Source organism: Kribbella sp. NPDC050241 (assembly GCF_044459685.1).
Taxonomy (GTDB): Bacteria; Actinomycetota; Actinomycetes; order Propionibacteriales; family Kribbellaceae; genus Kribbella.
This window is the reverse complement of the sequence record NZ_JBITJE010000001.1, coordinates 1,628,570-1,652,099: the sequence shown is the minus strand read 5'-3', so window position 1 is coordinate 1,652,099 and position 23,530 is coordinate 1,628,570. Positions and strand designations below refer to the sequence as shown.

The 23,530-nt window shown below is 67.4% G+C and carries 26 protein-coding genes and 1 tRNA gene; 16 read left to right on the top strand and 11 right to left on the bottom strand.

The window, feature by feature from the left end:
- Positions 1-151 precede the first annotated feature (151 nt).
- Complete coding sequence (locus ACIBG5_RS07815; RefSeq protein ID WP_396390739.1) at positions 152-820, bottom strand: hypothetical protein; 669 nt, start codon at positions 818-820, stop codon at positions 152-154.
- 13 nt (positions 821-833) lie between these two features.
- Between ACIBG5_RS07815 and ACIBG5_RS07810 the strand changes: the two genes are divergently transcribed.
- The 3 genes from ACIBG5_RS07810 (at position 834) to ACIBG5_RS07800 (ending at position 4,038) form a co-directional block, all read left to right on the top strand.
- Positions 834-2,468 carry an RHS repeat-associated core domain-containing protein gene (locus ACIBG5_RS07810; protein ID WP_396390738.1) on the top strand — a complete coding sequence of 545 codons (1,635 nt, stop codon included), beginning with the start codon at positions 834-836 and terminating at the stop codon, positions 2,466-2,468.
- A gap of 8 nt (positions 2,469-2,476) precedes the next feature.
- On the top strand, positions 2,477-2,866 hold the full coding sequence (locus ACIBG5_RS07805; RefSeq protein WP_396390737.1) for a hypothetical protein: 390 nt from the start codon (positions 2,477-2,479) through the stop codon (positions 2,864-2,866).
- Positions 2,867-3,318: 452 nt separating this feature from the next.
- Positions 3,319-4,038, top strand: coding sequence for a class I SAM-dependent methyltransferase (locus ACIBG5_RS07800; protein ID WP_396390736.1), 720 nt, complete (start codon positions 3,319-3,321; stop codon positions 4,036-4,038).
- A 295-nt stretch (positions 4,039-4,333) separates the two neighbouring features.
- On the opposite strand, the gene ACIBG5_RS07795 is transcribed toward ACIBG5_RS07800, so the two are convergent.
- Positions 4,334-4,960: a tyrosine-type recombinase/integrase gene (locus tag ACIBG5_RS07795; RefSeq protein WP_396390735.1), complete on the bottom strand. Its 627-nt coding sequence runs from the start codon at positions 4,958-4,960 to the stop codon at positions 4,334-4,336.
- 648 nt (positions 4,961-5,608) lie between these two features.
- Here ACIBG5_RS07795 and ACIBG5_RS07790 point away from each other — a divergent pair.
- The gene (locus ACIBG5_RS07790; protein ID WP_396390734.1) at positions 5,609-7,384 is read left to right on the top strand and encodes a recombinase family protein; all 1,776 of its coding nucleotides are present in this window, start codon (positions 5,609-5,611) and stop codon (positions 7,382-7,384) included.
- Here the strand turns inward: ACIBG5_RS07790 and ACIBG5_RS07785 are convergent.
- A tRNA-Leu gene (locus ACIBG5_RS07785) sits at positions 7,366-7,451 on the bottom strand. The genes ACIBG5_RS07790 and ACIBG5_RS07785 overlap by 19 nt on opposite strands.
- A gap of 151 nt (positions 7,452-7,602) precedes the next feature.
- Between ACIBG5_RS07785 and ACIBG5_RS07780 the strand changes: the two genes are divergently transcribed.
- From ACIBG5_RS07780 to ACIBG5_RS07770, 3 genes are read left to right on the top strand one after another with little or no spacing between them, the layout of a single operon-like run.
- On the top strand, positions 7,603-8,412 hold the full coding sequence (locus ACIBG5_RS07780; RefSeq protein ID WP_396390733.1) for a maleylpyruvate isomerase family mycothiol-dependent enzyme: 810 nt from the start codon (positions 7,603-7,605) through the stop codon (positions 8,410-8,412).
- An 11-nt stretch (positions 8,413-8,423) separates the two neighbouring features.
- Positions 8,424-8,912, top strand: coding sequence for a VOC family protein (locus tag ACIBG5_RS07775; RefSeq protein WP_396390732.1), 489 nt, complete (start codon positions 8,424-8,426; stop codon positions 8,910-8,912).
- Between the two features lie 26 nt (positions 8,913-8,938).
- On the top strand, positions 8,939-10,270 hold the full coding sequence (locus ACIBG5_RS07770; RefSeq protein ID WP_396390731.1) for a M20/M25/M40 family metallo-hydrolase: 1,332 nt from the start codon (positions 8,939-8,941) through the stop codon (positions 10,268-10,270).
- On the opposite strand, the gene ACIBG5_RS07765 is transcribed toward ACIBG5_RS07770, so the two are convergent.
- On the bottom strand, positions 10,223-10,858 hold the full coding sequence (locus ACIBG5_RS07765) for a lysoplasmalogenase family protein (protein ID WP_396390730.1): 636 nt from the start codon (positions 10,856-10,858) through the stop codon (positions 10,223-10,225). The genes ACIBG5_RS07770 and ACIBG5_RS07765 overlap by 48 nt on opposite strands.
- A 41-nt stretch (positions 10,859-10,899) precedes the next feature.
- A complete protein-coding gene (locus ACIBG5_RS07760) occupies positions 10,900-11,760 on the bottom strand; it encodes a LysR family transcriptional regulator (RefSeq protein WP_396390729.1) in 861 nt (286 codons plus the stop codon).
- 73 nt (positions 11,761-11,833) lie between these two features.
- Between ACIBG5_RS07760 and ACIBG5_RS07755 the strand changes: the two genes are divergently transcribed.
- The gene (locus ACIBG5_RS07755; protein WP_396390728.1) at positions 11,834-13,039 is read left to right on the top strand and encodes an MFS transporter; all 1,206 of its coding nucleotides are present in this window, start codon (positions 11,834-11,836) and stop codon (positions 13,037-13,039) included.
- Positions 12,999-13,739 carry an N-acetyltransferase gene (locus ACIBG5_RS07750; protein WP_396390727.1) on the top strand — a complete coding sequence of 247 codons (741 nt, stop codon included), beginning with the start codon at positions 12,999-13,001 and terminating at the stop codon, positions 13,737-13,739. Before ACIBG5_RS07755 ends, ACIBG5_RS07750 begins: the two co-directional genes overlap by 41 nt.
- 3 nt (positions 13,740-13,742) lie before the next feature.
- Here the strand turns inward: ACIBG5_RS07750 and ACIBG5_RS07745 are convergent, their stop codons facing one another.
- From ACIBG5_RS07745 to ACIBG5_RS07735, 3 genes are read right to left on the bottom strand one after another with little or no spacing between them, the layout of a single operon-like run.
- Complete coding sequence (locus tag ACIBG5_RS07745) at positions 13,743-14,561, bottom strand: ABC transporter permease (protein ID WP_396390726.1); 819 nt, start codon at positions 14,559-14,561, stop codon at positions 13,743-13,745.
- Positions 14,521-15,348 carry an ABC transporter ATP-binding protein gene (locus ACIBG5_RS07740; RefSeq protein ID WP_396390725.1) on the bottom strand — a complete coding sequence of 276 codons (828 nt, stop codon included), beginning with the start codon at positions 15,346-15,348 and terminating at the stop codon, positions 14,521-14,523. The genes ACIBG5_RS07745 and ACIBG5_RS07740 overlap by 41 nt, the downstream gene beginning before the upstream one ends.
- Positions 15,345-15,815 (bottom strand): MarR family winged helix-turn-helix transcriptional regulator, encoded by a 471-nt coding sequence (locus tag ACIBG5_RS07735; protein ID WP_396390724.1) that lies wholly within the window; start codon positions 15,813-15,815, stop codon positions 15,345-15,347. The genes ACIBG5_RS07740 and ACIBG5_RS07735 overlap by 4 nt, the downstream gene beginning before the upstream one ends.
- A gap of 102 nt (positions 15,816-15,917) precedes the next feature.
- Here ACIBG5_RS07735 and ACIBG5_RS07730 point away from each other — a divergent pair, with 102 nt between their 5' ends.
- On the top strand, positions 15,918-16,337 hold the full coding sequence (locus ACIBG5_RS07730; RefSeq protein ID WP_396390723.1) for an ester cyclase: 420 nt from the start codon (positions 15,918-15,920) through the stop codon (positions 16,335-16,337).
- Between the two features lie 10 nt (positions 16,338-16,347).
- The gene (locus tag ACIBG5_RS07725) at positions 16,348-17,370 is read left to right on the top strand and encodes a LuxR C-terminal-related transcriptional regulator (protein ID WP_396390722.1); all 1,023 of its coding nucleotides are present in this window, start codon (positions 16,348-16,350) and stop codon (positions 17,368-17,370) included.
- On the opposite strand, the gene ACIBG5_RS07720 is transcribed toward ACIBG5_RS07725, so the two are convergent.
- Together ACIBG5_RS07720 and ACIBG5_RS07715 are read right to left on the bottom strand one after the other, a co-directional pair.
- Positions 17,345-17,530 carry a DUF5703 family protein gene (locus ACIBG5_RS07720; RefSeq protein WP_131356698.1) on the bottom strand — a complete coding sequence of 62 codons (186 nt, stop codon included), beginning with the start codon at positions 17,528-17,530 and terminating at the stop codon, positions 17,345-17,347. The two genes, ACIBG5_RS07725 and ACIBG5_RS07720, sit on opposite strands and share 26 nt — an antisense overlap.
- Positions 17,531-17,561: 31 nt before the next feature.
- Positions 17,562-18,503: an aldo/keto reductase gene (locus tag ACIBG5_RS07715; RefSeq protein ID WP_360446827.1), complete on the bottom strand. Its 942-nt coding sequence runs from the start codon at positions 18,501-18,503 to the stop codon at positions 17,562-17,564.
- Positions 18,504-18,554: 51 nt separating this feature from the next.
- Between ACIBG5_RS07715 and ACIBG5_RS07710 the strand changes: the two genes are divergently transcribed.
- Positions 18,555-19,607: an LLM class F420-dependent oxidoreductase gene (locus tag ACIBG5_RS07710; RefSeq protein WP_396390721.1), complete on the top strand. Its 1,053-nt coding sequence runs from the start codon at positions 18,555-18,557 to the stop codon at positions 19,605-19,607.
- Complete coding sequence (locus ACIBG5_RS07705) at positions 19,607-20,434, top strand: undecaprenyl-diphosphate phosphatase (RefSeq protein ID WP_396390720.1); 828 nt, start codon at positions 19,607-19,609, stop codon at positions 20,432-20,434. Before ACIBG5_RS07710 ends, ACIBG5_RS07705 begins: the two co-directional genes overlap by 1 nt.
- On the opposite strand, the gene ACIBG5_RS07700 is transcribed toward ACIBG5_RS07705, so the two are convergent.
- Positions 20,431-21,402 carry a magnesium and cobalt transport protein CorA gene (locus ACIBG5_RS07700; protein WP_360446833.1) on the bottom strand — a complete coding sequence of 324 codons (972 nt, stop codon included), beginning with the start codon at positions 21,400-21,402 and terminating at the stop codon, positions 20,431-20,433. The two genes, ACIBG5_RS07705 and ACIBG5_RS07700, sit on opposite strands and share 4 nt — an antisense overlap.
- A gap of 49 nt (positions 21,403-21,451) precedes the next feature.
- On the opposite strand from ACIBG5_RS07700, the gene ACIBG5_RS07695 reads away from it, so the two are divergent.
- The 3 genes from ACIBG5_RS07695 to ACIBG5_RS07685 are packed head-to-tail and all read left to right on the top strand — an operon-like array spanning position 21,452 to position 23,524.
- A complete protein-coding gene (locus tag ACIBG5_RS07695) occupies positions 21,452-22,147 on the top strand; it encodes a histidine phosphatase family protein (protein WP_396390719.1) in 696 nt (231 codons plus the stop codon).
- Between the two features lie 13 nt (positions 22,148-22,160).
- The gene (locus ACIBG5_RS07690) at positions 22,161-22,736 is read left to right on the top strand and encodes a DUF3090 family protein (protein WP_360446837.1); all 576 of its coding nucleotides are present in this window, start codon (positions 22,161-22,163) and stop codon (positions 22,734-22,736) included.
- The gene (locus ACIBG5_RS07685; RefSeq protein WP_396390718.1) at positions 22,733-23,524 is read left to right on the top strand and encodes an SCO1664 family protein; all 792 of its coding nucleotides are present in this window, start codon (positions 22,733-22,735) and stop codon (positions 23,522-23,524) included. Before ACIBG5_RS07690 ends, ACIBG5_RS07685 begins: the two co-directional genes overlap by 4 nt.
- Positions 23,525-23,530: the final 6 nt, after the last annotated feature.

Here is a 23,530-nt window from a genome sequence, read left to right as displayed (position 1 = left end):
ACCGGCCGAAGGTTCTGCCAGACTTCCTTCGTGACCGACGACGATGACGATCTGCGGCTCGACGAGCTCATCCCTGCACCGAGTGGGAGTTGGTGGGGGCTGCTCTTCGACAACCCCACCATCGGCCTAGTACTCCAGCCGTAGTTCGTGATCAGGCGAGCTGGACCGTCTGACGGCGGTGGTGGCTGTCGCGTGCGCGGGCTTGGTGGCGGCGTCGCCATCGTGACCAGTGCAGCAGGTGTCGGATGCCGTGTTGGGTGTGGTTGACGAGTCGGGTGAACAGGTGGCGGATCTCGTTGGCGGTGAGCGCGATGAGCCCTTGTGGTGAAGGGGTTTCGGCTCGTGCGGTGGCAGTCATCACGGCGAGGAATGCATGGGCGAGCATGGCGAGGATTGTCCAGCGGTGCGACGAGGTCCAGCGACGGATCTGGTGCTCGTCCAGCCCGGTCATTCCCTTACCTGCTTCGAAGGACTCCTCGATCGTCCACCGGCGCCCGGCCACCGCGACGAGGGTGGCCAGCGGGACCGGGGTAGGTGTGTAGCAGCGGTAGAACGCGAGTTCACCGGTGCTGATCGAGCGGCGGACCAGCAGCGCCTGACCGCCGACAGTGCCACCTCCTTCGGCGTCGGCGACCGCGATGTCGATCAGGGCCCAGTCGTACCAGCGGTGCCCTTTCGCGCCGACGCCGGCGCTGAGTCGGTTCCAGGCCCGCGACGGCAGCCGGCGGGCCAGGGTCTTGGCCGGGTGTTTGCCGGCCGGCGTGGTGATCTGATGGTCGCAGGCCACCGCGAGCACGTAACCAATCGCTCGTTCCTGCAAAGCGATCCGCAGCTTGGAGTCGCCGCCGTATAGCGAGGCCTACGACTACGACGCGGCCGGCAACACCACCAAACAAACCATCGGCGCGACCACGTCGACGATGACCTACGACCGCAACCGCCTCACCAAGACCGTCACCGGTGCCACGACCCTGAACCAGCGTTACGACCCGTTCGGCCGCTCCACCACCGCCGATGTCGGTGCACAGGTGGTCGAGCAGAACGCCTACGACGGCTACGACCGCCTCGTCCGCCAGCAAAAGTTCGACACCGCCGGCACCCCGACCCTCACCCGGAACTCGACCTACGACCCGTTCGACCGGGTCACCAGCCAGTCCGAGAAGGTCGGCGCCGGCGCCTCGGTCTCCACCCGCTACACCTTCGTCGGACTCGCCGATCAGGTCGCAGCAGAGGAAGAAAAGGACACCAGCGGGACCTGGAAGGTCTCCAAGTCGTACGCCTATGGCGCCGGCGGCGAGAACCTGTCCCTGGTCGACACCCCGGTCAACACCACCACAACGAAGAAGTCGTTCTACGGCACCAACCCGCACGGCGACGTCGAAACCCTCACCGACGCCACCACCGGCTCGACGACATCGACCTATCGCTACACCGCCTACGGCCAGGCCGACCAGGCCGGCACCACCGGCGACGACGCCATCACCGGCAACGCGAACCAAGACGCCGACATCGTCAACCCCTACCGGTTCAACAGCAAGCGCTTCAATGGCGCCACCGGCACCTACGACATGGGGTTCCGCGAGTACAACCCCGGCCTCAACCGGTTCCTCACCCGCGACATGTTCGAAGGGGCTCTGTCCGACCTCTCGCTGGGTATGGATCCATGGAACACCAACCGGTACATGTTCGGCGGCGGCAACCCGATCAGCCGTGTCGAACTGACCGGTCACTACGCCGTCGACGGGTACGGCAACCGGGAATCATGGGGGACCCCGACAATCACGGCGCCGGGCACCACTGGCTCCACCCTCACGCCTGCTCAGACACAGAGTGGGCCGAGCGATGCTCCAGCTGACTGGTTGCGCAGCCACCCAGATTCTGGCGGTGACGTTGACGTCAATCGTGAAGCCCTTGGAAACATCCTGAAGGACATCGGCTGGATGGGCCTTGGCGCCGTCGTCACCGCGGCCGGTGGCTCCCTGACCGGGGGCGGAACCGTCGTCTGCGGCGGTAGTGCGGGAATCCTTTGCCCACCCGGGGCGGTCGCCGTCGTCGGGGGCATAGCAATCAGTGCTGCAGGCGCGGCAGTCACGGCAACTGGAACGCAGCGGTTCAGCAATGACTGGGGACGACTCCTCAGCGAGAGTTACAGCCCGGGCTCAACGGGGTCAGAGCCACCCAGTCCGAAGTACTCGACACGCCAAGAGAAAGCGGGGGAGCTCGCGGGAAAGTACACCGAGGGTCAGTCCACCCGTGATCCATCTTCACAGTGGTATCACGAGTACCTGAGTAACGATATGCTCCTGGAAGAGATCAACAATGCGGCACAGGGAGAGGGAATTGTGGCTCTTCGCAACGGCAAGATCCTCGGAGGGCATCACCGTTGGGATGAACTTCAAGCGAGGATCAACAGTGGGCGCATTGATCCCAATACGCGAATTAATATCCAGATCTACCTCGGGGAGTAGCTTTCCTGATGCCGATGATCAGTTCAGGTGACGCCGACTTCCGAATATGTGAGATCGGTTTCGATACGCTAATCGAAATTCAGGCCGAGGCTGAGGCTCGAGGCTGGGGAACGCGCTGGACGTCGACGGACGCACTGCGCAGCCAAGTCAAGGAAGAACGGGTGTTTCTGCAGTCGCTGATGCGCGAGGAGAGAGGCGGCGTTGTGCGATCGTATCGGTGTCTCGTGATGTTCTCGCTCGCTGGTGACGCCGACGCTGGCGGAGTTGCCACGATCGATCTCGATCCGGCGCGGTTTGAATCATTGGCGCGACTCGACCGTGATCCGGATGTTCGGGCGGCGCTTGTCCGGATGTTCTCACTTGCAATGGGTGGAATATCGATGGTTTCGAAGGAGTAGAATTACAAGGAGGTCGGCAGAGCTGACCTGTCAGGTAGCTGATGCTGACGGTGAACAACCAGTTTCAGATTCGGGCTGGAGCAGGGGGCATGGTTTGAGGCGGACCTCGGGAAACGTCTCCGTCATCGTCGATGAAGATACGCCCGCCCTTCGGTCGGCCGGGTATCGGCGAGGTTGCCGATACCCGGCAACGATGGAGTCCGGCCTTCGCCGATCGGGCACGTATGCAGCCCGCGTGCGAGACGGCATCGTTGGAATCGTGCGGATCGGAGCGCAGGTATCGCGGCCCCGCGATCCGTGGCGACGAGGAGGTTCGATGACCGACCTGGATCACGTGGCACCTTCTCTGCACTAGTCACTCGGAAGCGCGTATCGCGGCAGATGAGTGCGTCGCCCGACTGGACCGCCTGCCTGGTTGGCGCGCTCATGCGCCCCCGGGGTAGAAACCTGTCATGCCCGATTCGGTGAGCAAGTCCCCTGCCTCTGTCGCTGACTACGACAGCTTCGCGGCCGCGTACTCGGCCAGCAACGAGAACAACCTCTATAACGCTTACTACGCGCGTCCGGAGATGATTCGTCTCGCCGGCGACGTCGCGGGCCTGGAGATTCTCGACGCCGGCTGCGGTTCAGGCCCCTTGATGGAAGCTCTGCGCGGCAAGGATGCGTCCGTGTCCGGCTTCGACCTGAGCCCCGCCATGGTCGAACTCGCCCGCGAGAGGCTGGGCGAGGACGCGGACGTGAAAGTCGCCGACCTTGGTGCGCCCCTTCCCTATCCCGACGACGCGTTCGACCGCGTCGTCGCATCACTGTCCTTGCACTACGTCAAGGACTGGGCATCGGCACTGGCCGAGCTGCGGCGTGTGCTCAAACCAGGCGGCCGGCTCATCGTCTCGATCATCCATCCCACGGTCTACGCGATCGTGTACCCCGAGGCCGACTACTTCGCCCTCACTCAGTACTCCGAGGACTACGACTTCGGCGAAGGAACCGTGTGGATGACCTACTGGCACCGCCCCCTGCAGGACGTCATCAACACGTTCATCGACGCGGGGTTCGCCATCAAGACGGTCACTGAGCCACCACCTGCGGCCAACACTCCAGCGGAACTGCTCCCCAAGGCGGACGGTCGCTCATTCATCTGCTTCCTGTTCTTCGAGTTGGAAGCGCGCTGAATAGTTTGCGGCGCTGCCTGTGACCAAGGCGGCACTACCCGGCTGGTGCATGACGCGCTCCAGCATCCGCACATCGGCTGCTCCCTGCGCTGGCCGGCTCCCTCAGCCGGTCGCCGGACGCCCAGCCTGTCGCGCATCAGTTGGCGGAGATGTGTCGCACATCTGCTGGCCGATCACACTGCAGCCGCGCGTGCCAGAGAAAGCTCTGCGGCTGCTGTTGGCATGCCTCGCGGTTGCCATCGGAGTCCTGTATGCCCCTCGGGTCCTGGGCTGAGAGCCAGCACGGGGTGCGGAATCACGCGTCGACAGTGCGGGCCGGAAGCGCCGGCATTCCAAGGCTGACCGATCGTCGCGTCTGGACGCGTTTGCTGCGCAGGAAGGTCAGTGTCAGATCGATACCTTCGATCTCCCCTTTCCAGCCGTTGTCGGCGGCGTGGTTGCGGCGCTGGACAAGGTCGGCCTCGAGCTCGTCCAGGCGAGGCAACATCTTCGGGCTGAGGGTAAGCATCGGGCAGCGGATGCAGGCGTGCTCATGGGCGCACGGAGTGCCGTAGGGGCGGCCGCACGAGCCGAGTTCGACCTTGCGCTTGTCGAAGTGCTCCTCGAACTCGGTCCACTCGTCCGCGGTGGGCTCGCGGTATTCCTCGGGTGGACGTTGTTCGCGGCGCCGTTCGAGGAACTGCTGGTAGTGGGCAACGACGACGTCGTTAAAGACCGCGACGTAGCCGCGGGTGGTCTCAATGCTGAGGTGACCGAGCAAATCCGCCCCGATGTGGATCGGCAGCCCGGAGTTGACCAGTTCGGTCGCGAACAGCCGGCGGAAGGCGTGCGGTGCAAACGTTACGCCCTCGAACTCCGGGTGGATCTTCGCGAGCTCGGCGCAGCAGGCCCGGAGACGGCGCCGGATCGTCGTGGGTGTCACCGCGGACCGGTGCAGACCGTTGAGCCGCTGGAACAAGTAAGGCAACGACCCCGGTCGGGCCGGCCTCGTAAGTCACCGCCACCGGCCCGTGCAGACCCCGAAGCCACGACCCGATCTGCTCATGCGACGGCGTCAATCTCGCCTGAACAAGCTCACCCGTGACCCCATCGATCGCCGCTGCCACGACGGATCGGGCGTGCACATCCAGCCCCACACTCGTACGCTCGATAAACACCCGGGGCCTCCCACAAATGTCGGATAGGCCGAGCAGGCAGCCCCTGCCCGGTAACCCACGAATCTTGTGAGTGAGGCCCCGGCCCGCAACCCCGCCACCACGACGGCGTCACGTCATACCGTCTAGGCGGCGGACTCGGGCTCGGGGTGTCGGATCTTGGAGACGACGAGTGGGAATGCGAGAGCATGATCACTCTGGGTGTCCGACCGTTGAGCGGGTATGAAGGAACGGCGGGAGGACGGCGCTAGGGCGGGCTCAGGTGCGTGCCATGAGTCGGGGATCGAGGTTGGGGTTCCGCGGTGTCCTCCTGTGCTTTATCCACAGGCCGCTCGTGTGCTCCGCCGGATCGTCGTACGGCAGGTGATGCTTGTGCGCGAGAAGAAGGAAGCACCAGACGCGGAGGAGAGGGCATCTTGAGTGGGGACGCAGTCGACGCGTGGGCGACTCTGGATGAGCTGTTGGGTATGGAGGCGCTGGCGAACCAGTCTGTGACGGGCGATGGGATCGGGAGGCTCGCCTTCTACGGACGCTGCTCGACGGAGGACAACCAGGATCCCGCGACCTCAAAGGCCTGGCAGGTCGGCGAGGCAGCTCGGTTTGTCGAGCCGCTTGGCGGCGAGATCGTCGAGGAGTTCTTCGACATCGGTCAGTCGCGGTCGTTGCCGTGGGAGCGGCGTGACGATGCCAGCAGGGTTCTCCGGGCACTGAAGGATCCAGGCCGAGGCTGGGATGGACTGGTCGTAGGGGAGGCGACTCGCTGCTGGTTCGGCAATCAGTTCAGCCTGACCTGGCCGAAGTTCGATCGGTATGGCGTGTCCCTGTGGATACCGAGTCTCGGGGGAAGGTTCGACCCGGAGAACACAGTCCATGACATGGCAATGACGATTACGGGTGGGCTGTCGAAATCGGAGCGGCAGCATGTGCAGCGTCGGGTCCGGGCTGCGATGGCTGCGCAGGTGCTGATCGACGGGCGGTACCAGGGCGGGCGTCCGCCGTACGGGTATGTCGTGGTGGACGGCGGACCGCATCCGCATCCGCGGAAAGCAGCTGAAGGGCAGCGGCTGCGGGTGCTGGCGATTGATGATTTTGCGGCCGCGGTGGTGCGCCGGATCTTCGACTTGTATCTGGAGGGGTGGGGGAGAAAGGCGATTGTTGAGCAGCTCAACCGGGAGGGCGTGCCGTGTCCGTCGGCGCATTCGCCACAGCAGAATCGGCATCGGACGATGGATGGTTGGCAGCACTCGACGGTCGTGGCCATTCTCAACAATCCGCGGTACACCGGGTACGCCGTCTACGGGCGGTGGCAGAAGGTCGAGGAGCTCCTTGATCCGGACGATGTTGCCGCCGGCTACGTGGTGAGGTTTCGGAGGTCGCCGCACGCGAAGATCGTGCGATCGAGGGAGCTGGCACACCCCGCAATCATCTCGGTGGAGACCTTTACTGCGGCTCAGTTGCGGCAGCGGAAGCGGAAGTCCGATGGGATCCAGAAGTGGTCTGCGGTCGAGCGGCGCCGTACGTCGCCGAAACGCGTGTACGCGCTGCGTGGCCTGGTGAGGTGTGGACTGTGCGCTCGCAAGATGGAAGGGGCAGCGCGGCGGCAAGACGTTGTCTACTACCGGTGCAATGCCCGGACGATGGTTCCAGGGTCCGCGAGTGCGTTGGCGCATCCTCGGCAGATCTACTTGCGGGAGGATGTCGTGACGCCTGCTGTCAATCGGTGGATCGGTTCGCTGTTCGATCCGGTGCATCGCTCCGAGACGATCGAGGCGCTTCTGATCGAGGATGATGGCGAGGATCGTCGGATCCAACTTGTCGAGGACCTTCAGGGGCGTGTCCGTGCGGCAAAGATCACCATGGATCGGGTCCGGAGGGCTCTCGATGCAGCCTGGGACCCGGTCGAGCTGCGAGAGCAGTACAACGCGGCGGTGGCGGAGAAGCAGGTGGCGGAGAAGGCTCTGGCTTCATTGCCGACTCAGGTGACGATTCCCCGTGGACAACTCGAGGCGTGGATCGACGAGCTGGGCGACATCGGACGGGCTCTGGACGCCGCCAGCCCGGAGGAGCTGAATCAGCTTTACGGATCACTGCGGCTCTCGCTCAAGTACCACCACGACGACCAGACGGTCGACGTTGAGGTCGACCCGATGGGTGACCGTGTGGATAAGGCCTGTGTCCGAGGGGGGACTTGAACCCCCACGCCCTGTGAAGGGCACTAGCACCTCAAGCTAGCGCGTCTGCCTATTCCGCCACCCGGACGAGTGGTCGCACCGGGGTCGGTGCTGACCGGAGAACAGTAGCAAAGACCACGGGTGGAATTCACATCGAGGCTGGTGGGGGTGTTGGAGGAGGTTCGGGGAGGCGTAGTTTGAAATTCAAGGAGCGGGTCGTGGGTGGGAGGTGTACGGGCGTGAGCGGCTGGAACGGGATGGTGTTCGAGGGCAAGGAGACGTTGCTCGGGGTGGTGCGGGCGGAGGCCGGGCGGTTCTTCGAGATGGTGGACAGCGACGACGTCTGGGAGGCGCCGACCGGGGCGGGGCACTGGCAGGTGCGGGACGTGGTGGCGCATATCGCGGACACCACCGAGGCGTACTTCGTCGCGTTCGATGCCGCCCGGGCGCACGAGGAAGTGCCGGCGGCGTACGGGCTGCCGGGGATGGCTGAGCGGGTGGACAAGCAGGCGCTGGCGCTGCGGTCCGTGCCGCGGGCCGAGTTGGTCGAGCGGCTGCGTGGGGATTTCGACAAGGTGATGGAGATCTTCGACGCGCTCGGGCCGGAGGAGTGGGGCGGGTTCAACGTGCCGCACTTCTACATGGGGTCGCTGCCGTCGTACTTCTTCCCCGCGTTCCAGTTGATGGACTACGGCGTCCACTCCTGGGACATCCGGCAGGGAACCGGCCGGGCGCACGGGCTCTCGGGTGACGCGGCGGATCTGCTGGTGCCGTTCATGTTCGTGCTGTGGAAGTACACCACCGGCGCCAAGGATCCGTGCGAGCTCGGCATCCGGATCACCAGCGGCCCGAACGCCGGCGACACCCGCGTGAAGGTTGGCCCTGACGGCATGGACTACGAGCCCGGGAATGTCGACGGCCTGGCCACCGTGATCGAGTTCGACCCAGGCAGCTTCGTGCTGACCGCGTTCGGCCGGAGCAACGCCGGTACGATCCGGGGCGATCGTGCGGTCGCCGACCGCTATCTCAACCTGTTCTTCCGGATCTGAGGGGGACCCGTATGACCGATATCGACCTGCCCGCGATCGAGGCCGAGCGCGACCGGATCAGGACGGCGTACCTGAAGGAGGGCGGAACGAGTTCGGCCCGGGGGCTGCACCACGTCGCGATCCTCTGCGCCGACGTCGAGCGCACCATCCGGTTCTACCAGGGGGTGCTGGAGTTCCCGCTCACGGAGATCGTCGGGAACCGGGACTACGACGGTTCGAACCACTTCTTCTTCGACATCGGGAACGGGAACCTGCTCGCGTTCTTCGACTTCCCCGGCCTCGACCTCGGCCCGTACGCCGAAGTCCTCGGCGGACTGCACCACCTGGCGATCTCGGTCGAGCCGGGCAAGTGGGAGCGGCTCAAGCACAACCTGGACACGGCGGGGGTGGAGTACCTGGAGGAGAGCGGTACGTCGATCTACTTCCGCGACCCCGATGGCGCGCGGATCGAGCTGATCGCGGACCCGCTGGGCGAGATGTACGGCCTCAAAGTGCTCTGACCGGAGGCGTGGGAGAGGATGGGCCCATGACTTCTCCGACCCCCAGCGACCGTCCGTCGTACACCCCTGACGCCGAGGTGGTGGAGCTCTGCAGTGAGCTGATCCGCATCGACACCACGAACTACGGCAACGGCAAGAGCAACGGCGAGCGGGTCGCAGCCGAGTACGTCGCGGCCAAGCTGGACGAGGTCGGGATCGAGTCCACGATCTATGAGGCGGAGCCGGGCCGGGCGACGCTGGTGGCGCACTGGGAGGGTGAGGACCAGTCGGCCGATCCGCTGCTCGTGCACGGCCACCTGGACGTCGTACCGGCCGATCCGAAGGACTGGAAGGTCGACCCGTTCGCCGGTGAGATCTTCGACGGCTGCGTCTGGGGCCGCGGCGCGGTCGACATGAAGGACTTCGACGCGATGGTGCTGTCCGTGGTCCGGGCCCGGCAGCGGGCCGGCGTGAAGCCGCGGCGCCCGGTCCGGCTGGTCTTCACCGCCGACGAGGAGGCCGGCGGCGTGTACGGCGCGCAGTGGCTGATCAACAACCACCCCGACACGATCGCGGACTGCACCGAGGCCATCGGCGAGGTCGGTGGCTTCTCGGTCACGGTGAAGGACGACCTGCGGCTGTACCTGATCGAGACCGCCGAGAAGGGCATGAACTGGATGCGGCTCAAGGCCCGCGGTACGGCGGGTCACGGGTCGATGGTGAACAACGACAACGCGGTCACCAACCTGGTCGAGGCCGTCACCCGGATCGGCAACCACGAGTGGCCGCTGCGGGTGACGCCGACCGTGCGGGAGTTCCTGAAGACGCTCGAGGACGTGCTCGGGATCGAGCTCGACCCCGACGACATGACCTCGACGCTGGCGAAGCTCGGCACATTCAGCCGGATGTTCGGCGCGACCGTCCGCAACACCACCAACCCGACGATGCTGAACGCCGGCTACAAGGTGAACGTGATCCCGGGCGACGCCGAGGCACACATCGACGGGCGCTTCCTGCCGGGCTACGAGGACGAGTTCTACGCGACGCTCGACGAGCTGATCGGCGACAAGGTGCAGCGCGAGACCGTGGTCACGGACATTGCCCTGGAGACGGAGTTCAGCGGCGGTCTGGTCGAGGCGATGAAGGCGTGCGTCACGGCCGAGGACCCGCAGAGCCGGTTCGCACCGCTGCTGATGTCGGGCGGTACCGACGCGAAGTCGTGGAGCCGCCTGGGTGTGCGCTGCTTCGGGTTCGTGCCGCTGCAGTTGCCGCCTGAGCTGGACTTCATGGGCATGTTCCACGGCATCGACGAGCGGGTTCCGACCTCGTCTCTAGAGTTCGGCTCTAGGGTGCTGGACCGCTTTCTCGACGAGGCCTGAGGTCAAGAGGTACTGGCCGACGGCGTACGTCGACATGCACAGCGCGCCGCGGCCGGGGAAGTCGCGCCCGGCCAGCCGGAGAGCGATCAGCGCGTCCGAGATCAGGAAGAACGTGCCTCCCAGACCGCTGCGTGGGTTGTGCCAGCGGGACGCGATGGCGGTTGCTGTGAGCAACAAGGCGTACGCCGCGACCGGGACGCGCTGGTTGCCCAGGCTCGGCGCGAGCACCGCGACGAGAGCCGCCCAGAGCGCTGCGTACGCCGCAACTACGCGTACGGACCGTTGTCCGGGATTGGCGAGGAAGACAGCCAGGTAGCAGGCGTGAGCCGCGGCGAACGCGGCCATGCCGGCCAACTGGAGGTCGGTCTCGAGCAGCAGGTCCCCGGCCGCGGACGCCAGCAGCGCCGCCTGCAACAGCGGGGGAGCGTCCTGACTCCGGGACCACGACCACAGCAGCGGCATCAGTGACGCCTTGCTCGCCTGCTTGAGGATCTTGACGTCGAAGGCAACGGCCGCCACCTGCACGACCGTCGTACCCCAGAACGCCGTCAACAGCCGTCGCCCGCGCGCCAACCGCCCCAGGTTCATGCCCCGAGTCTGCCGCACTCCAAGCCGCTCGGGCCCGGAGTTCACGACAAGTTCAACGTGGCCCGGAGATGGGGGAGGTGACGGATGAGGGGCTTGGGTGGGGTTGGGGTGGTGATCAGCGAGAGCGTGAGGCGGTAGCGGAAGGGCGCGGCGGTGAGGTGTTCGCCGGGACGGAGCTCGGTGGCCAGGGCGCTGCGGGGAACGAGGGCGAGTTGGGAGCGGCGGCGAGCCATCGCGACGGTGGTGTTGAGGGTGACGCCGCGGCGGGGGAGCGCGCCGAGCGCGACCAGACGGGCGTGGATGTCCTCGGCGCCCCGGTCGTAGGTGGAGAACGCGATCTGGCGGTCCTTCAGAGGATGCTTTCCCCGGCCCGGCGGGCGGGCGCCGGGTGGGACGAACAGGACGAGTTCGTCGCGGCCGACGCGGCGGGCGATGGCGCCGCGGGGGAGCGTCATCTGGTCGGCGATCGCGATGAAGGCAGCGTCCATGGTGCCCTCGGCAACACGTTCGACCAGGAAATGGCCGTGGTCGACCTGCTGCTCGATGTCCAGGTCCGGCAGGTCGGCGTCCAGGATCGGGAACAGGATGGCCGCGATGCTGGCGAACGTTCCGACCACCAGCCGCTGACCGGTCGCGGCCGCTCGGGTGGCGTCGTACACCTCCTCGAGGTGGCCGAGGATGTGGTCGGCCCGGCGGCTGAGCTCGGCGCCGGCTGAGGTCGGCCGGGCGCCGCGGGTGTCGCGCTCGAACAGCTTGGTACCGCACATGCGTTCGAGGCGGGCCAGTCGCTGGGACGCGGAGGGTTGGGAGATGCGCAGTTCACGCGCGGCGGTGCCGACCGCGCCGGTCCGCACGATCGTCTGCACCAGCTGGAGATCCTCGACCGATGGCAATGAGGCCATAGGTTCAGCCTATGGCAAGCACCAAGCATCGGATACCTACCGAGGGCAGCTGATACGTCAAAGAATCAAGGGCATGAGAGCGCGGACCGAGGCGCTGGCGTTACTGGCCGGCGGGGGAGTGGCGGACCTCGCGCTCCGGTTCACGCAGGTCGCGTTGCCGCTGGTCATCCTGCACGAGACCGGCTCGGTCGCCGCGACCGGTCTGGTCGGTGGTGCCGCCGGCGTACCAGTACTGCTCTCGCCATGGTGGGCCCGCCGAGCCCGCCAATGGGTCGACTCCGGCACCCGGCTGGCGGTCATCGCGGTCGTTCAGGCCGTCGCCTTGGCAATGGTGCCCGCAGTTGCGGCCCTCGACCTGCTCACCCCCGGGGTCCTGATCGTCAGCGGCCTGCTGCTCGGTTGCGGTGAGGCACTCGCCGGGCCCGGCAGGTCGGCGCTCCTTGCCGACACCGGAGACCGCTGGGCCAAGGACAGAGCCGTCGTGCTCCTCACCTGGCAGGACGGCCTCCGCAGGATCGGTATGACGATCGGCCCGATGATCGCAGCATTCGCGGTGTCCGCCGGCGTGACCAACGGCCTCCTGTGGACCGAAGCGGTGGCGGTGCTCGGGTCGGGCCTCCTGGCCTGCACGGTGAAAGCCGAACGCACGCCCGCCACCAGCGAGCCACCCTCGATCCGCGCCAGCCTCACAGGTCGCCGCGACGTGCTCTACGGATGGATCACCCGCGGAACCGGCTGCGTGACGTGGTTCGCGTTCACCCTCGGCCTGTCGGTCATCGGTGCCGAGAGGGACCGGCCGGGCCTCTACCTGGCCGCCGGGATGACCGGGTACGGCGTCGGCTCCGTCATCGGCACCGCAATCTCGCTCGCCGTCGTACGTCGTATCCCGCCGGTACGGCTCGCGGCCTTCGCCTGGATCTGGATGGGCGGGTGCTGGATCGGTATGGGCCTGTGGAGTACCCCACCGGTGATCGCGGTGCTCGGGGCGCTCGCGGGTGTCGCCGTCGTACTGGGCATCGCGGCGATCTCGATCCTCATCACCCGGTCGTCAACGGGCGCCGAGCGCAGAACGCTGTTGTCCGGCCAGACGGTCGTGGTGAACGCGGGGAGCTCTGCCGGCCTGCTGATCGGCGGGCCGATCATCGCGGTCGCCGGAGCCGAGAGCACGCTCGTCGGTGCCGGACTGCTGACGGCAATTGTCGCGACAGGCGTCCTGGTGCGCTGTCAGACTGCCGAGCATGTCGGAGATCGTGATCACCACCCTCGCCGCGCGGCCTGAGTACCTCGAGCGGATGTACGAGTTCGCGGACGCGTGGCCGGCGTTCATGCACAACGACCCGATCGGCAACGCCTTCATGGGTCAGGTACCGCGCCAGTTCCCGGACCAGTGCGTCGTCGCCACCGAGGACGGTGAACTGATCGCGCACGGCCGGAGCATCCCGTTCGTGTTCCCGGACGAGCACCGCACCGAACTGCCAACCGGCGGCTGGGACCGGGTCCTGCACTGGGGCTTCATGGACCTGCGCAACGGACGCGAGCCGAACGTCTCGAGCGCCTTGGAGATCCTGATCCGGCCCACGCACCTGGGCCGCGGCCTGTCGCACGAGATGCTCCAGGCCATGCGCGCTGCGGTGAAGGCCAAGGGCCACACCGCCTTGTTCGCGCCCGTCCGTCCGAATGGGAAGACGGACGCCCAGCTACCGATGACGGAGTACATCAAGCAGGTCAGGGAGGACGGTCTCCCCATGGATCCATGGCTGCGCGTGCATGTGAAGGCCGGTGGGACGATCGTGCAGGTCGCGCCACGGTCGATGGTCATCGCAGGCAGCCTGGCCGAGTGGCGTGAGTGGACCGGTCTGCCGTTCGACACCACCGGGGACGTCATCGTGCCGAAGGCGCTTGTGCCGGTGCATGTCGACGTCGAGCACGATCACGCGGTGTACGTCGAGCCCAACGTCTGGATCCGCCACGACCTCTGAGCCTCAGCGAGCAAGCCGGTGCAGCAGTGAGGAAGCCGCGCAGATTCCTGCGACAGCAGCCACGATGAGGACGCCGAAGTCCAGCCAGTAGTTGGTGGGCTGCCCGATCAGCAACCCGCGCAGGGCGCTGACCTCGTACGTGAGCGGATTGGCATGGCTGAGGACCTTCAGCCAGCCGGGCATGATCGCGATCGGGTACAGCGCGCTGGACGCGAAGAACAGCGGCATCGTGATCGCCTGTCCGATCCCCATCAGCCGATCACGCCGCAGTACCAGACCAGCGATGGTCATCGACAGGCACGAGAAGAACGCCGCACCGAGGACAACCACCACGAGAACCGCCAGCAGCTTCAGCGGATTCCAGGTCATACTGACGCCGAGCAGCGCGGCGACGATGATGACGACGATCGCCTGGGAGATCGTTCGTACGCCGGCCGCGAACGCCTTCCCCGCCACCAGCGCGGACCGCGGGCTGGGCGTGACGAGGAGCTTGGTGAGGATGCCCGCGTCGCGTTCCCAGATGATCTGGATGCCGTAGAAGATCGCGACGAACAAGGCGGACTGCGCGATGATGCCCGGCGCGAGATAGTCCAGGTACGGCACGTCTCCGGTCGGGATCGCGCGGATCCGGCTGAAGGTCTGGCCGAAGATGACCAGCCACAGGATCGGCTGGATCGCACGGGTGATCAGCTCGGTCCGGTCGTGCTTCAGCTTCTGCAACTCAACCAGGCAGAACGTGGCGATCCGGGAGAACAACCGGGTCGTGGCCCGGAGCCGGGTCTCAGCCCATGCGCTGGGCGGTGCGGCGGGTGCCACGGACATCGCGCAGACCTCCCTTCTCGCCGGCGGCGAGGCTCTCGCCGGTGTGGTGACGGAAGACGTCTTCGAGGCTGGCGTCGGGTCCCAGCTCGGTCTTGAGATCGGCCGGACTCCCGACAGCGCGCAGCCGGCCGAGGTGCATCAGGGCGACCCGGTCACACAGGATGTCGGCCTCCTCCATGTAGTGCGTGGTCAGCAGCACGGTCATCCCGTACTTGTCCTGCATGTCCTGAACGCGTGCCCAGACGGAATCCCGCGCGACCGGGTCGAGACCGACCGTTGGCTCGTCCAGCACGAGCAGCGCCGGCCGGTTGACCAGCGCCTGCGCCAGCTCCAGACGGCGCACCATTCCGCCGGAGTACGTCGAGGCCAGCCGGTCAGCGGCGTCGGTCAGGTCAACGATCTCCAGCACCTCGGCGACCCGACCGGCCCGTTCCCGGCGCGGTACGTCGAACAGGCGCGCGAACCAGGACACGTTCTCCCGGCCGGTCAACGCTCCCTCGATCGACAGCTGCTGCGGGACGTAGCCGAGCATCCGTCGTACGGCCATCGCCTGGGAACGCACGTCCAGCCCGAAGACCCGGACCGTGCCGGACTGCGGCGGGTAGAGGGTGTTGAGCACCCGGAGCGTGGTCGTCTTGCCGGCACCGTTCGGACCGAGCAGACCGAAGCACTCGCCCGGCGACACGGTCAGGTCCAGGTCCTCGACGGCGAGATGATCGCCGAACCGGTGGCTCAACCCGTCGATCCGCACGGCCGGCACCGGCTCGATCGCCTCTTCCGCACTCATACGCGCTCCTTGCTCGGCTCGATCTCGGGATGCAGTCGCTCCGCCAGTACGCCGAGGACCGGTAGTGCTGCCCGCAGTACCTCTCGTTCGTCCCGCTCGAGGCCGTCGAGGGCTTGAGTGACGAGCGCGGTACGGCGGTCGCGCCAGGCCTCGACCTGCTCGCGGGCCGGCTCGGTCAACGTGAGCCGGGCGACGCGGCGGTCTGACTCGTCCGGTGCCCGCCGCAGCAGCCCACGCTCGGTGAGCTGTCCGACCAGGGTCGACACCGTGTTCGCGACCAGCCCCAGCTCGGCGGCGGCCTCGGCGACCGAGATCCCGGGGTTGCGGCGCACCGTCCGCACCAGCTCGGCCTGTGAGCTGGTCAGTGCCGACAGCGGCGAGGGTCTCCCGGCCGATCGGCGCAGGTGCCGGCGGACCAGCCCGATCGCGCCCAGCAACTCCTCCGCGAGGACGTCGGTGGTGTTCACGCGTCCACGATACCTCTGTCGCAGAGATATTTCCGCGACACGAAGACGAACCCCAACTATTCGGGGTACGACGCTCCGGCGAACGGCCGCAGCATCGAAGACATGAGTACGACAGAGAGCAACAAAGCCGTCGTCAGGGACTTCATCGACGGGCTGTTCACCAAGGGGGACCCGGGCGCGGTCGACGTGTACCTCGCCGAGGACTTCATCAACCACGACCCGCCGTTCGGGGTCACGCCGGATCGCGAGGGGATGCGGGCGGCCGGCGACCTGATGCGGTCCGCGTTCCCCGACTGGCACAGCGAGTTGCACGCGCTCGTTGCCGAGGGCGAGATCGTGGTCGAGCGCTTCACGGCCGCGGGGACGCACGAGGGCGAGGTGATGGGCGTCGGCCCGACCGGGAACACGGTCAGCCTGCCCGGGATCAACATCTTCCGGCTGCGCGACGGCCGGATCGTCGAGCGCTGGGGCCGTCTGGACGAGCTCGGCTTCCTGCGGCAGCTCGGCGTCGTACCGGCGTAGCATCGCGATCATGGGGGCGGCGGATCGCCTGGAAGTGCTGATCCAGCGCTGTTACGCGGGGCTGGACGCCGATGAGCTGCGGTCCGAGCTGCTGACCCGGCTGCGGTCCCTGATGACGATCGACGCCGCGTTCTTCGCGACCGTCGACCCGGCCACCTTGCTGTTCACCTCGGCGAGTGCGGACGCGCCGCTCGGCGAGGTGACCGAGCAGTTCCTCGCGAACGAGTTCGGCCAGCCGGACGTCAACAAGTTCGTCACGCTCGCCGCCGCGCGAGATCCGGTCAGCTCGCTCACCCACGCGACGAAGGGCGACTGGCAGAGCAGCAGCCGGTACGTCGAGGTGATGCGGCCGATCGGCTTCGGTGACGAACTCCGGGCCGCGCTGATCTCGAACGGCCGCTGCTGGGGCGTGATCTGCCTGCACCGGGAAGATGCCGCGACCGGGTTCTCGGAGCAAGAGCTCCAGCTGGTACGGCGTCTTGGACCGCACGTGGCCGAGGGACTGCGGCGTGGTCTGCTCACGCGGTCCGGCGAGGACAGTGAGGTCGGCCCAGGCGTGATCGTGCTCGATGCCGGCCTGCACCAACTGTCGGCGAACGCGGAAGGCGAGCACTGGGTGGCCGAGTTGCAGCCGGATCGGCGGACGGAGCTACCGGTCGCTGTCAGAGCGGTCGCAGCCAGGCTGACACCTGGGCCTGCGCCTCGGTTGAAGGTCAGGACACGAGCCGGTCGATGGCTCGCACTGCATGCGTCGAGGCTCGGCGAGGACGGGCAGATGGTCGTCGTGATCGAGCCGGTGACTCCGGCGCAGCTCGGGTCGCTGCTGTTCGATCTGCACGGGTTGACGCCCGCTCAGCAGCGGGTGACGGAGCTGTTGTTGCGGGGGTATTCCACGCGGCAGATCGTCGAGCGGTTGTGCCTCTCACCACACACCGTGCAGGAACACGTGCGGGCGGCGTACGAGAAGGTCGGCGTCGGCAGTCGCCGCGAGCTGGTGTCCGCGTTGCTCAGAGGGTCCGCATCACGCGGATGATGCGGCGGCGGAGCCAGACTCGGCGAGTGCCGTCCGGATAGCGACGAAGTCGGGCCAGTTCCCAGCCGCCGTACTCGGCGTGCTCGGTCAGCAACCGGCGCACCGCGCCGCGCGACTCCGTCCTGGACAACTCGAACTGCTGCAGTTCGTATTCGGCCATCCGCACCTCCACCTGCCCAACGACATCTACCTCACGACACATCCTCCAGCGCCGCCACGATGGCCGGCGGAAGAGTGAGTTCCTCCACACCGAGCACGGACTTCAGTTGCATCGCCGTCCGGGCCCCGACGATCGCCGCCGACACCCCCGGCCGGTCCCGCACCCAGGTGAGTGCCACCTCGAGCGGGGTCCAGCCGAGCCCGTCGGCGGCTCGCGCGACCGCTTCCACGATGCCCGAACCGCGGCCGTCGAGGTAGGGGTCGACGAATCTGGACAGATGCTGAGACGCTGCCCGGGAGTCCGCCGGGATCCCCGTGCGGTACTTTCCAGTCAACACACCGCGCCCAAGTGGCGACCACGCGAGTACGCCGATGCCCAGCCCGCCGGCCGCCCGGATCGCGTCCGCCTCGGCATCCCGAGCGAGCAACGAGTACTCCACCTGGTTGGACACCGGGACCGCGCGCCCGGGCCACGCCTGCTGCCAGGTCACCGCCCTGGCCGACTTCCAGCCGGCGTAGTTCGAGACGCCGACATACCGCACCTTGCCCGAGTTCACCGCGTGGTCGAGCGCCGACAGCGTCTCCTCCAGCGGTACGTCGTCCGACCAGGTGTGCAGCTGCCACAGGTCGATGTGGTCGACGTTCAGCCGCCGCAGCGAGCCCTCCAGGTCGCGCAGCAGAGCGCCCCGGGACGTGTCGGTGATCCGCTCACCCCGGCGGACGCTGAACCCGGCCTTGGTCGCGATGACCAGGTCGTCCCGCTCTACCACGTCTCCCAGCAGCGAGCCGATCAGTCGCTCGCTGTCGCCGTCGCCGTACGCCGCAGCGGTGTCGATCAGCGTGCCACCGGCGGCCACGAACGCGGCCAGCTGCTCGCGCGCCTCGTGCTCATCGGTGTCGCGGCCCCAGGACATGGTGCCCAGGCCGAGCCGGCTCACCGCCAGGCCACTGTGACCGAGATAGCGCTGCTGCATGTGCCGAGCCTATTGCGGAGGACCGACAACGGCTCGTTAGGCTCGCCTGTCATGCGACTCGGACTCAACATCGGCTTCGTCTTCGGTGGCACCGATCATCTGGATCATCTGAGGCTGGTCCAGGAGGCCGAGCGACTCGGCTTCTCGGTCACCTGGGCCGCGGAGGCGTACGGCTCGGACGCGGCCACGCTGCTGACCTGGATCGCCGCCCAGACCTCCACCATCGACGTCGGCGCGGCGGTCTTCCAGATCCCGGCCCGGACGCCGGCGATGACCGCGATGACGGCGGCCACCCTGGACCGCCTCTCGAACGGCCGGTTCCGGCTCGGCCTCGGCGTGTCCGGCCCACAGGTGTCCGAGGGCTGGCACGGCGTCCGGTTCGCTCAGCCGTTGCTCAGGACGCGTGAGTACGTTGCCATCGTGAACTCCGCCCTCCGCCGCGAGACCGTGACCTTCGAGGGCAAGTACTTCACGCTGCCGCTGCCCGACGGCCCCGGCAAGGCGCTGAAGCTGACCGTGCACCCGATCCGCGACCATGTACCCGTCTACCTGGCCGCCGTCGGCCCGAAGAACCTCGAGCTGGCCGGTGAGATCGCCGACGGCTGGCTCGGTATCCTCAACGACCCCGCCTATCTGGGAGAGCAGTTGAAGCACATCAAGTCGGGTCGCGAGATCCGTCAGCAAGGACTCGACGACTTCGACGTCGTCGCGTCCGTGCCGGTGATGACCGGCGACGACCTGCACGCCGCGGCCGACCCGATCCGTGGGTACGCCGCCTTGTACATCGGCGGCATGGGCAGCCGGGAGAAGAACTTCTACAACGCCCTTGCGATCCGGATGGGGTACGCCGAGGAGGCCAAGGAGATCCAGGACCTGTACCTGGACAGGAAGCACCGCGAGGCGATGGCCGCCGTACCGCACGGGTTCATCGACTCGATCTCGCTGCTCGGCAGCAAGGAGCGGATGGCCGAGAAGCTGACCGCGTACGCCGAGGCCGGCGCGACGACCGTCGCGATCACCCCGTTCGCGTCCACCGTGGACCAGCGGATCGCCGACCTGCGCACGGTCGCCGAGGCGCTCGAACTCGCCGGAGTCGGCAACTGATGACGATCTGGGACTCCATCATCCTCGGCATCGTCGAGGGCCTGACCGAATTCCTGCCGGTCTCCAGCACCGGCCATCTGACCATCGTGGCGAAGATGCTCGGCCTGCAGATCGACGACCCGTCGATCACGGGCTTCACCGCGGTGATCCAGATCGGTGCGATCGCGGCGGTCGTGCTGTTCTTCTGGAAGGACATCCAGCGGATCGCGATCGCCTGGGTGCGCGGTCTGGTCAAGCCCGAGCACCGCGGCGAGTTCGATCACCGGATGGGCTGGTACGTGATCGTCGGCTCGACGCCGATCGTCATCGTCGGGTTCCTTGCCCGCGACATCATTTCGGGCCCGCTCCGCAGCCTGTGGTGGGTGGCCGCGGCCCTGATCGGCTGGTCGGTCGTGATGGTGGCGGCCGAGCGGGTGGGCAGCAAGTCCCGGCCGCTGACCCGGATCACGCTGGTCGACGCGATCGTGATGGGCCTGGTCCAGTGCCTGGCACTGATCCCTGGCATCTCCCGCTCGGGTGCGACGATCTCGGCCGGGTTGTTCTGCGGTCTCGAACGGGTCGCAGCCACCCGGATCTCGTTCCTGCTCGGCATCCCGGCGCTGGTCGGCGCCGGCGTCTACGAGCTCAAGGACGCCCTGAACGGCGACGTCGGTGCGGTGCCGCTGATCGTCGGGACCATCGTGAGCTTCGTGGTCGCGTACGCGTCGGTCGCGTGGCTCCTGCGCTTCGTCGCCAAGCACACGATCGAGGTCTTCGCGTTCTACCGGTTGCTGCTCGGCATCGTCCTCGTGATCCTGCTCGCCACCTCAACCATCACGGCAACCTAGAGCCAGCCGACCTTGCGGAAGAAGCGGTACAGGGTGAAGCAGACGGTGGCCATCAGGAGCAGGATGCCGTAGTACCCGTAGTGCCAGGTGAGCTCGGGCATGTAGTCGAAGTTCATCCCGTAGATGCCGGCCAGCATGGTCGGCACCGCGGCGATTGCGACCCAAGCCGAGATCCGGCGCATATCGTCGTTCTGCTGCACCGAGACGCGAGCCAGGTGGGCGCCGAGCGCCGAACTGAGCAGCGTGTCGATGGATTCCGTCTGGTCGGCCACTCGGTTGACATGGTCGGCGACGTCGCGGAAGAACGGCGCCGCCTTCGGGTTGATCCCGGGGACGCCGTGCGCGAACTGCTCCATCGGCTCGCGCAGCGGCAGGACCGCGCGGCGCATCTCGAGCACCTCGCGCTTGAGCCGGTAGATCCGCTCCGCGTCGCTGGTCCGGTCGGCGGAGAAGACCGACGACTCGATCTCGTCGACGTCGACCTCGACCGACTCGGCGACCGTCTCGTACCCGTCGACGACCGAGTCGCAGATCGCCCACAGCACCGCGGCCGGGCCGTGGCCGAGCATCGAGGCGCGTTCCTCGAGATCCTGCCGGGTCGTTGCCAGCTCACCGCCTTCGCCGTGCCGGACGGTGACGACGTACCGCGGGCCGATGAAGACGCTGAGCTGGCCGGTCTCGACGGCGTCGCCGTCGTCGACGTACCAGAGGGTGCGGAGTACGACGACGATCGCGTCGCCGAACCGCTCGACCTTGGGTCGCTGGTGGGCCTTGAGTGCGTCCTCCACGGCGAGTTCGTGCAGGTCGAACAGCCGCTGGACGCGGCGCATCTCGGCGTCCGACGGCTCGTGCAGGCCGACCCAGCCGAAGCACTCGCCGTGGTCGTCGATGGCCTGGGCAACGGTCTCGGGGTCCTTGGGCAGGTCCTGCCGTTCGCCGTCGGCGTACACCCCGCAGTCCACGATCACAGCCCCATCATGGCACCGTGACTTGCGCGCACCGGATAACGTGCAGGTCATGCCCACGGTGATTCTGGTCCGCCACGGCCGCAGCGCCGCGAACACCTCCGGCACGCTGGCCGGCCGCACTCCCGGAGTGAAGCTGGACGAGACCGGTGTGCGCCAGGCGGAGGCGGTCGCACAACGACTGGCCGAGCTGCCGCTGGCCGCGATCGTCACCTCGCCGCTGGAGCGGTGCAAGCAGACCGCGGCAGCGATCGCGAAACTCCACGAAGGGTTGCGTCCGGCAACGGACCGGCGGCTGACCGAGTGCGGGTACGGCGACTGGACCGGGAAGAAGATCGCCACACTGGCGAAGGACCCGCTGTGGGCGGTCGTGCAGCAGCACCCGTCCGCGGTGACGTTCCCGGGTGGCGAGTCGATGCGCGCGATGCAGCAGCGTGCAGTGGACGCGGTTCGGGCGCACGACGCCGCGCTGGCGAAGAGCCATGGCCCCGGCGCTCTGTGGGTGGCGGTGTCGCACGGAGATGTCATCAAGGCGATCGTGGCGGACGCACTCGGCCAGCACCTGGACACGTTCCAGCGGATCGTGGTCGACACGGCGTCGACGACGATCATCACCTACACCACGACCCGCCCGTTCCTGGTTCGACTCAACGACTCCGGCAGCGAACTGGAGTCCCTGATCCCCAAACCCCCGGCCAAGGGCCGGACCAAGAAGCAGTCTTCCGACGCAGTGGTCGGTGGACGGTAATAGGGTTCGACATATGGCGCGCGTTGTTCATTCGTACGACGATCCGGATCGGTTCGTCGCCGGCACCGTGGGGGAACCCGGTGCCAGGACTTTCTTCCTGCAGGCCCGGGCCGGTGCCCGGCTGACATCGGTGGCCTGTGAGAAGGAGCAGGTGATGGCGCTCGCGGAGCGGCTGGACGTGATGCTGGACGAGGTGGCCCGGCGGTTCGACCGGGATCCGGTCACACCGGCCGGAGCGGACGACACCGACCCGCTGGAGCAGCCGATCGAGGAGGAGTTCCGGGCCGGCACCATGACGCTGGCCTGGGAGGCCGACGCCGAGCGCGTGGTGATCGAGGTGTTCTCGGTCGTGCCCGGCGAACAGGCCGAGCTGGAGGAGACCGACCCGGTCCAGGCCGCGATGGACTCCGAGGACGCCGAGGTGTTCATCGTCCGGATCAGCGAGGAGCAGGCCCGGGCGTTCGCCCGGCGGGCTGTCGCGCTGGTCGCGTCCGGGCGGCCGAGCTGCCCGTTCTGCGGCCGGCCGATCGACCCGGAGGGGCACATCTGCCCGCGCGCCAACGGCTACCGCAGGCACCTGCCGGAATGATCGACCAGGACCTGCTCACCCACGGGGAGCTGTCCCTGCACGGCCGCTTGGTGGCCGCGTCGAACGGGACGTTCCAGGGCTCGGTGAGTCTCGAGGACCGTACGGCGACGGTGGTCTACAAACCGGTCCAGGGCGAGCGGCCGCTGTGGGACTTCCCCGACGGCACGCTGGCCCAGCGCGAGTACGCGGCGTACGTCGTGTCCGAGGCGCTGGGCTGGTCGGTCGTGCCGCCGACGCTGCTGCGGGACGGGCCGCTCGGCGAGGGCATGGTGCAGCTGTGGATCGACGAGGTCGAACTGCCGGCGGGGGAGACCGAGCTGGTCGACATCGTCCCGCAAGGCCGGGTGCCGAAGGGATGGGTCGGCGTCTTCGACGCGCTCGACGGCCGGCACAACCCGGTGACGCTGGTGCACGCGGACAACCTGGCGCTGCAGCGGATGACGGTGTTCGATGCCGTGGTCAACAATGCCGACCGCAAGGGCGGCCATGTGCTGAACCCGGGGGACGGCCGCGTGTTCGGGGTCGACCACGGGGTCACCTTCAACGCCGACGACAAGCTGCGGACCGTGTTGTGGGGCTGGGCCGGTGACCCGATCCCGGCCGACCTGCTGGACGACGTACGGACGCTGGCCGACCGGCTCGCCGGCGGGCTCGGGACGCAGCTGTGCGAGCTGATCACGGCGGTGGAGCTGACCGCGACCCGCGAGCGGTGTGCGTCGCTCCTGAAGACCGGGATCTACCCGTACCCCAGTGAGGACTGGCCGGCCATCCCCTGGCCGGCGTTCTAGTACGGC

Bases quoted from the DNA above. Each gene is read 5' to 3' on its own strand.
- ACIBG5_RS07695 (WP_396390719.1), top strand. From the start codon at position 21,452: ATGCCCACGGTGATTCTGGTCCGCCACGGCCGCAGCGCCGCGAACACC.
- ACIBG5_RS07725 (WP_396390722.1), top strand. From the start codon at position 16,348: ATGGGGGCGGCGGATCGCCTGGAAGTGCTGATCCAGCGCTGTTACGCG.
- ACIBG5_RS07690 (WP_360446837.1), top strand. From the start codon at position 22,161: ATGGCGCGCGTTGTTCATTCGTACGACGATCCGGATCGGTTCGTCGCC.
- ACIBG5_RS07805 (WP_396390737.1), top strand. From the start codon at position 2,477: ATGCCGATGATCAGTTCAGGTGACGCCGACTTCCGAATATGTGAGATC.
- ACIBG5_RS07715 (WP_360446827.1), bottom strand. From the start codon at position 18,503: ATGCAGCAGCGCTATCTCGGTCACAGTGGCCTGGCGGTGAGCCGGCTC.
- ACIBG5_RS07745 (WP_396390726.1), bottom strand. From the start codon at position 14,561: ATGTCCGTGGCACCCGCCGCACCGCCCAGCGCATGGGCTGAGACCCGG.
- ACIBG5_RS07740 (WP_396390725.1), bottom strand. From the start codon at position 15,348: ATGAGTGCGGAAGAGGCGATCGAGCCGGTGCCGGCCGTGCGGATCGAC.
- ACIBG5_RS07775 (WP_396390732.1), top strand. From the start codon at position 8,424: ATGACCGATATCGACCTGCCCGCGATCGAGGCCGAGCGCGACCGGATC.
- ACIBG5_RS07760 (WP_396390729.1), bottom strand. From the start codon at position 11,760: ATGGCCTCATTGCCATCGGTCGAGGATCTCCAGCTGGTGCAGACGATC.
- ACIBG5_RS07710 (WP_396390721.1), top strand. From the start codon at position 18,555: ATGCGACTCGGACTCAACATCGGCTTCGTCTTCGGTGGCACCGATCAT.
- ACIBG5_RS07750 (WP_396390727.1), top strand. From the start codon at position 12,999: ATGTCGGAGATCGTGATCACCACCCTCGCCGCGCGGCCTGAGTACCTC.
- ACIBG5_RS07720 (WP_131356698.1), bottom strand. From the start codon at position 17,530: ATGGCCGAATACGAACTGCAGCAGTTCGAGTTGTCCAGGACGGAGTCG.
- ACIBG5_RS07685 (WP_396390718.1), top strand. From the start codon at position 22,733: ATGATCGACCAGGACCTGCTCACCCACGGGGAGCTGTCCCTGCACGGC.
- ACIBG5_RS07755 (WP_396390728.1), top strand. From the start codon at position 11,834: ATGAGAGCGCGGACCGAGGCGCTGGCGTTACTGGCCGGCGGGGGAGTG.
- ACIBG5_RS07730 (WP_396390723.1), top strand. From the start codon at position 15,918: ATGAGTACGACAGAGAGCAACAAAGCCGTCGTCAGGGACTTCATCGAC.
- ACIBG5_RS07765 (WP_396390730.1), bottom strand. From the start codon at position 10,858: ATGAACCTGGGGCGGTTGGCGCGCGGGCGACGGCTGTTGACGGCGTTC.
- ACIBG5_RS07770 (WP_396390731.1), top strand. From the start codon at position 8,939: ATGACTTCTCCGACCCCCAGCGACCGTCCGTCGTACACCCCTGACGCC.
- ACIBG5_RS07800 (WP_396390736.1), top strand. From the start codon at position 3,319: ATGCCCGATTCGGTGAGCAAGTCCCCTGCCTCTGTCGCTGACTACGAC.
- ACIBG5_RS07705 (WP_396390720.1), top strand. From the start codon at position 19,607: ATGACGATCTGGGACTCCATCATCCTCGGCATCGTCGAGGGCCTGACC.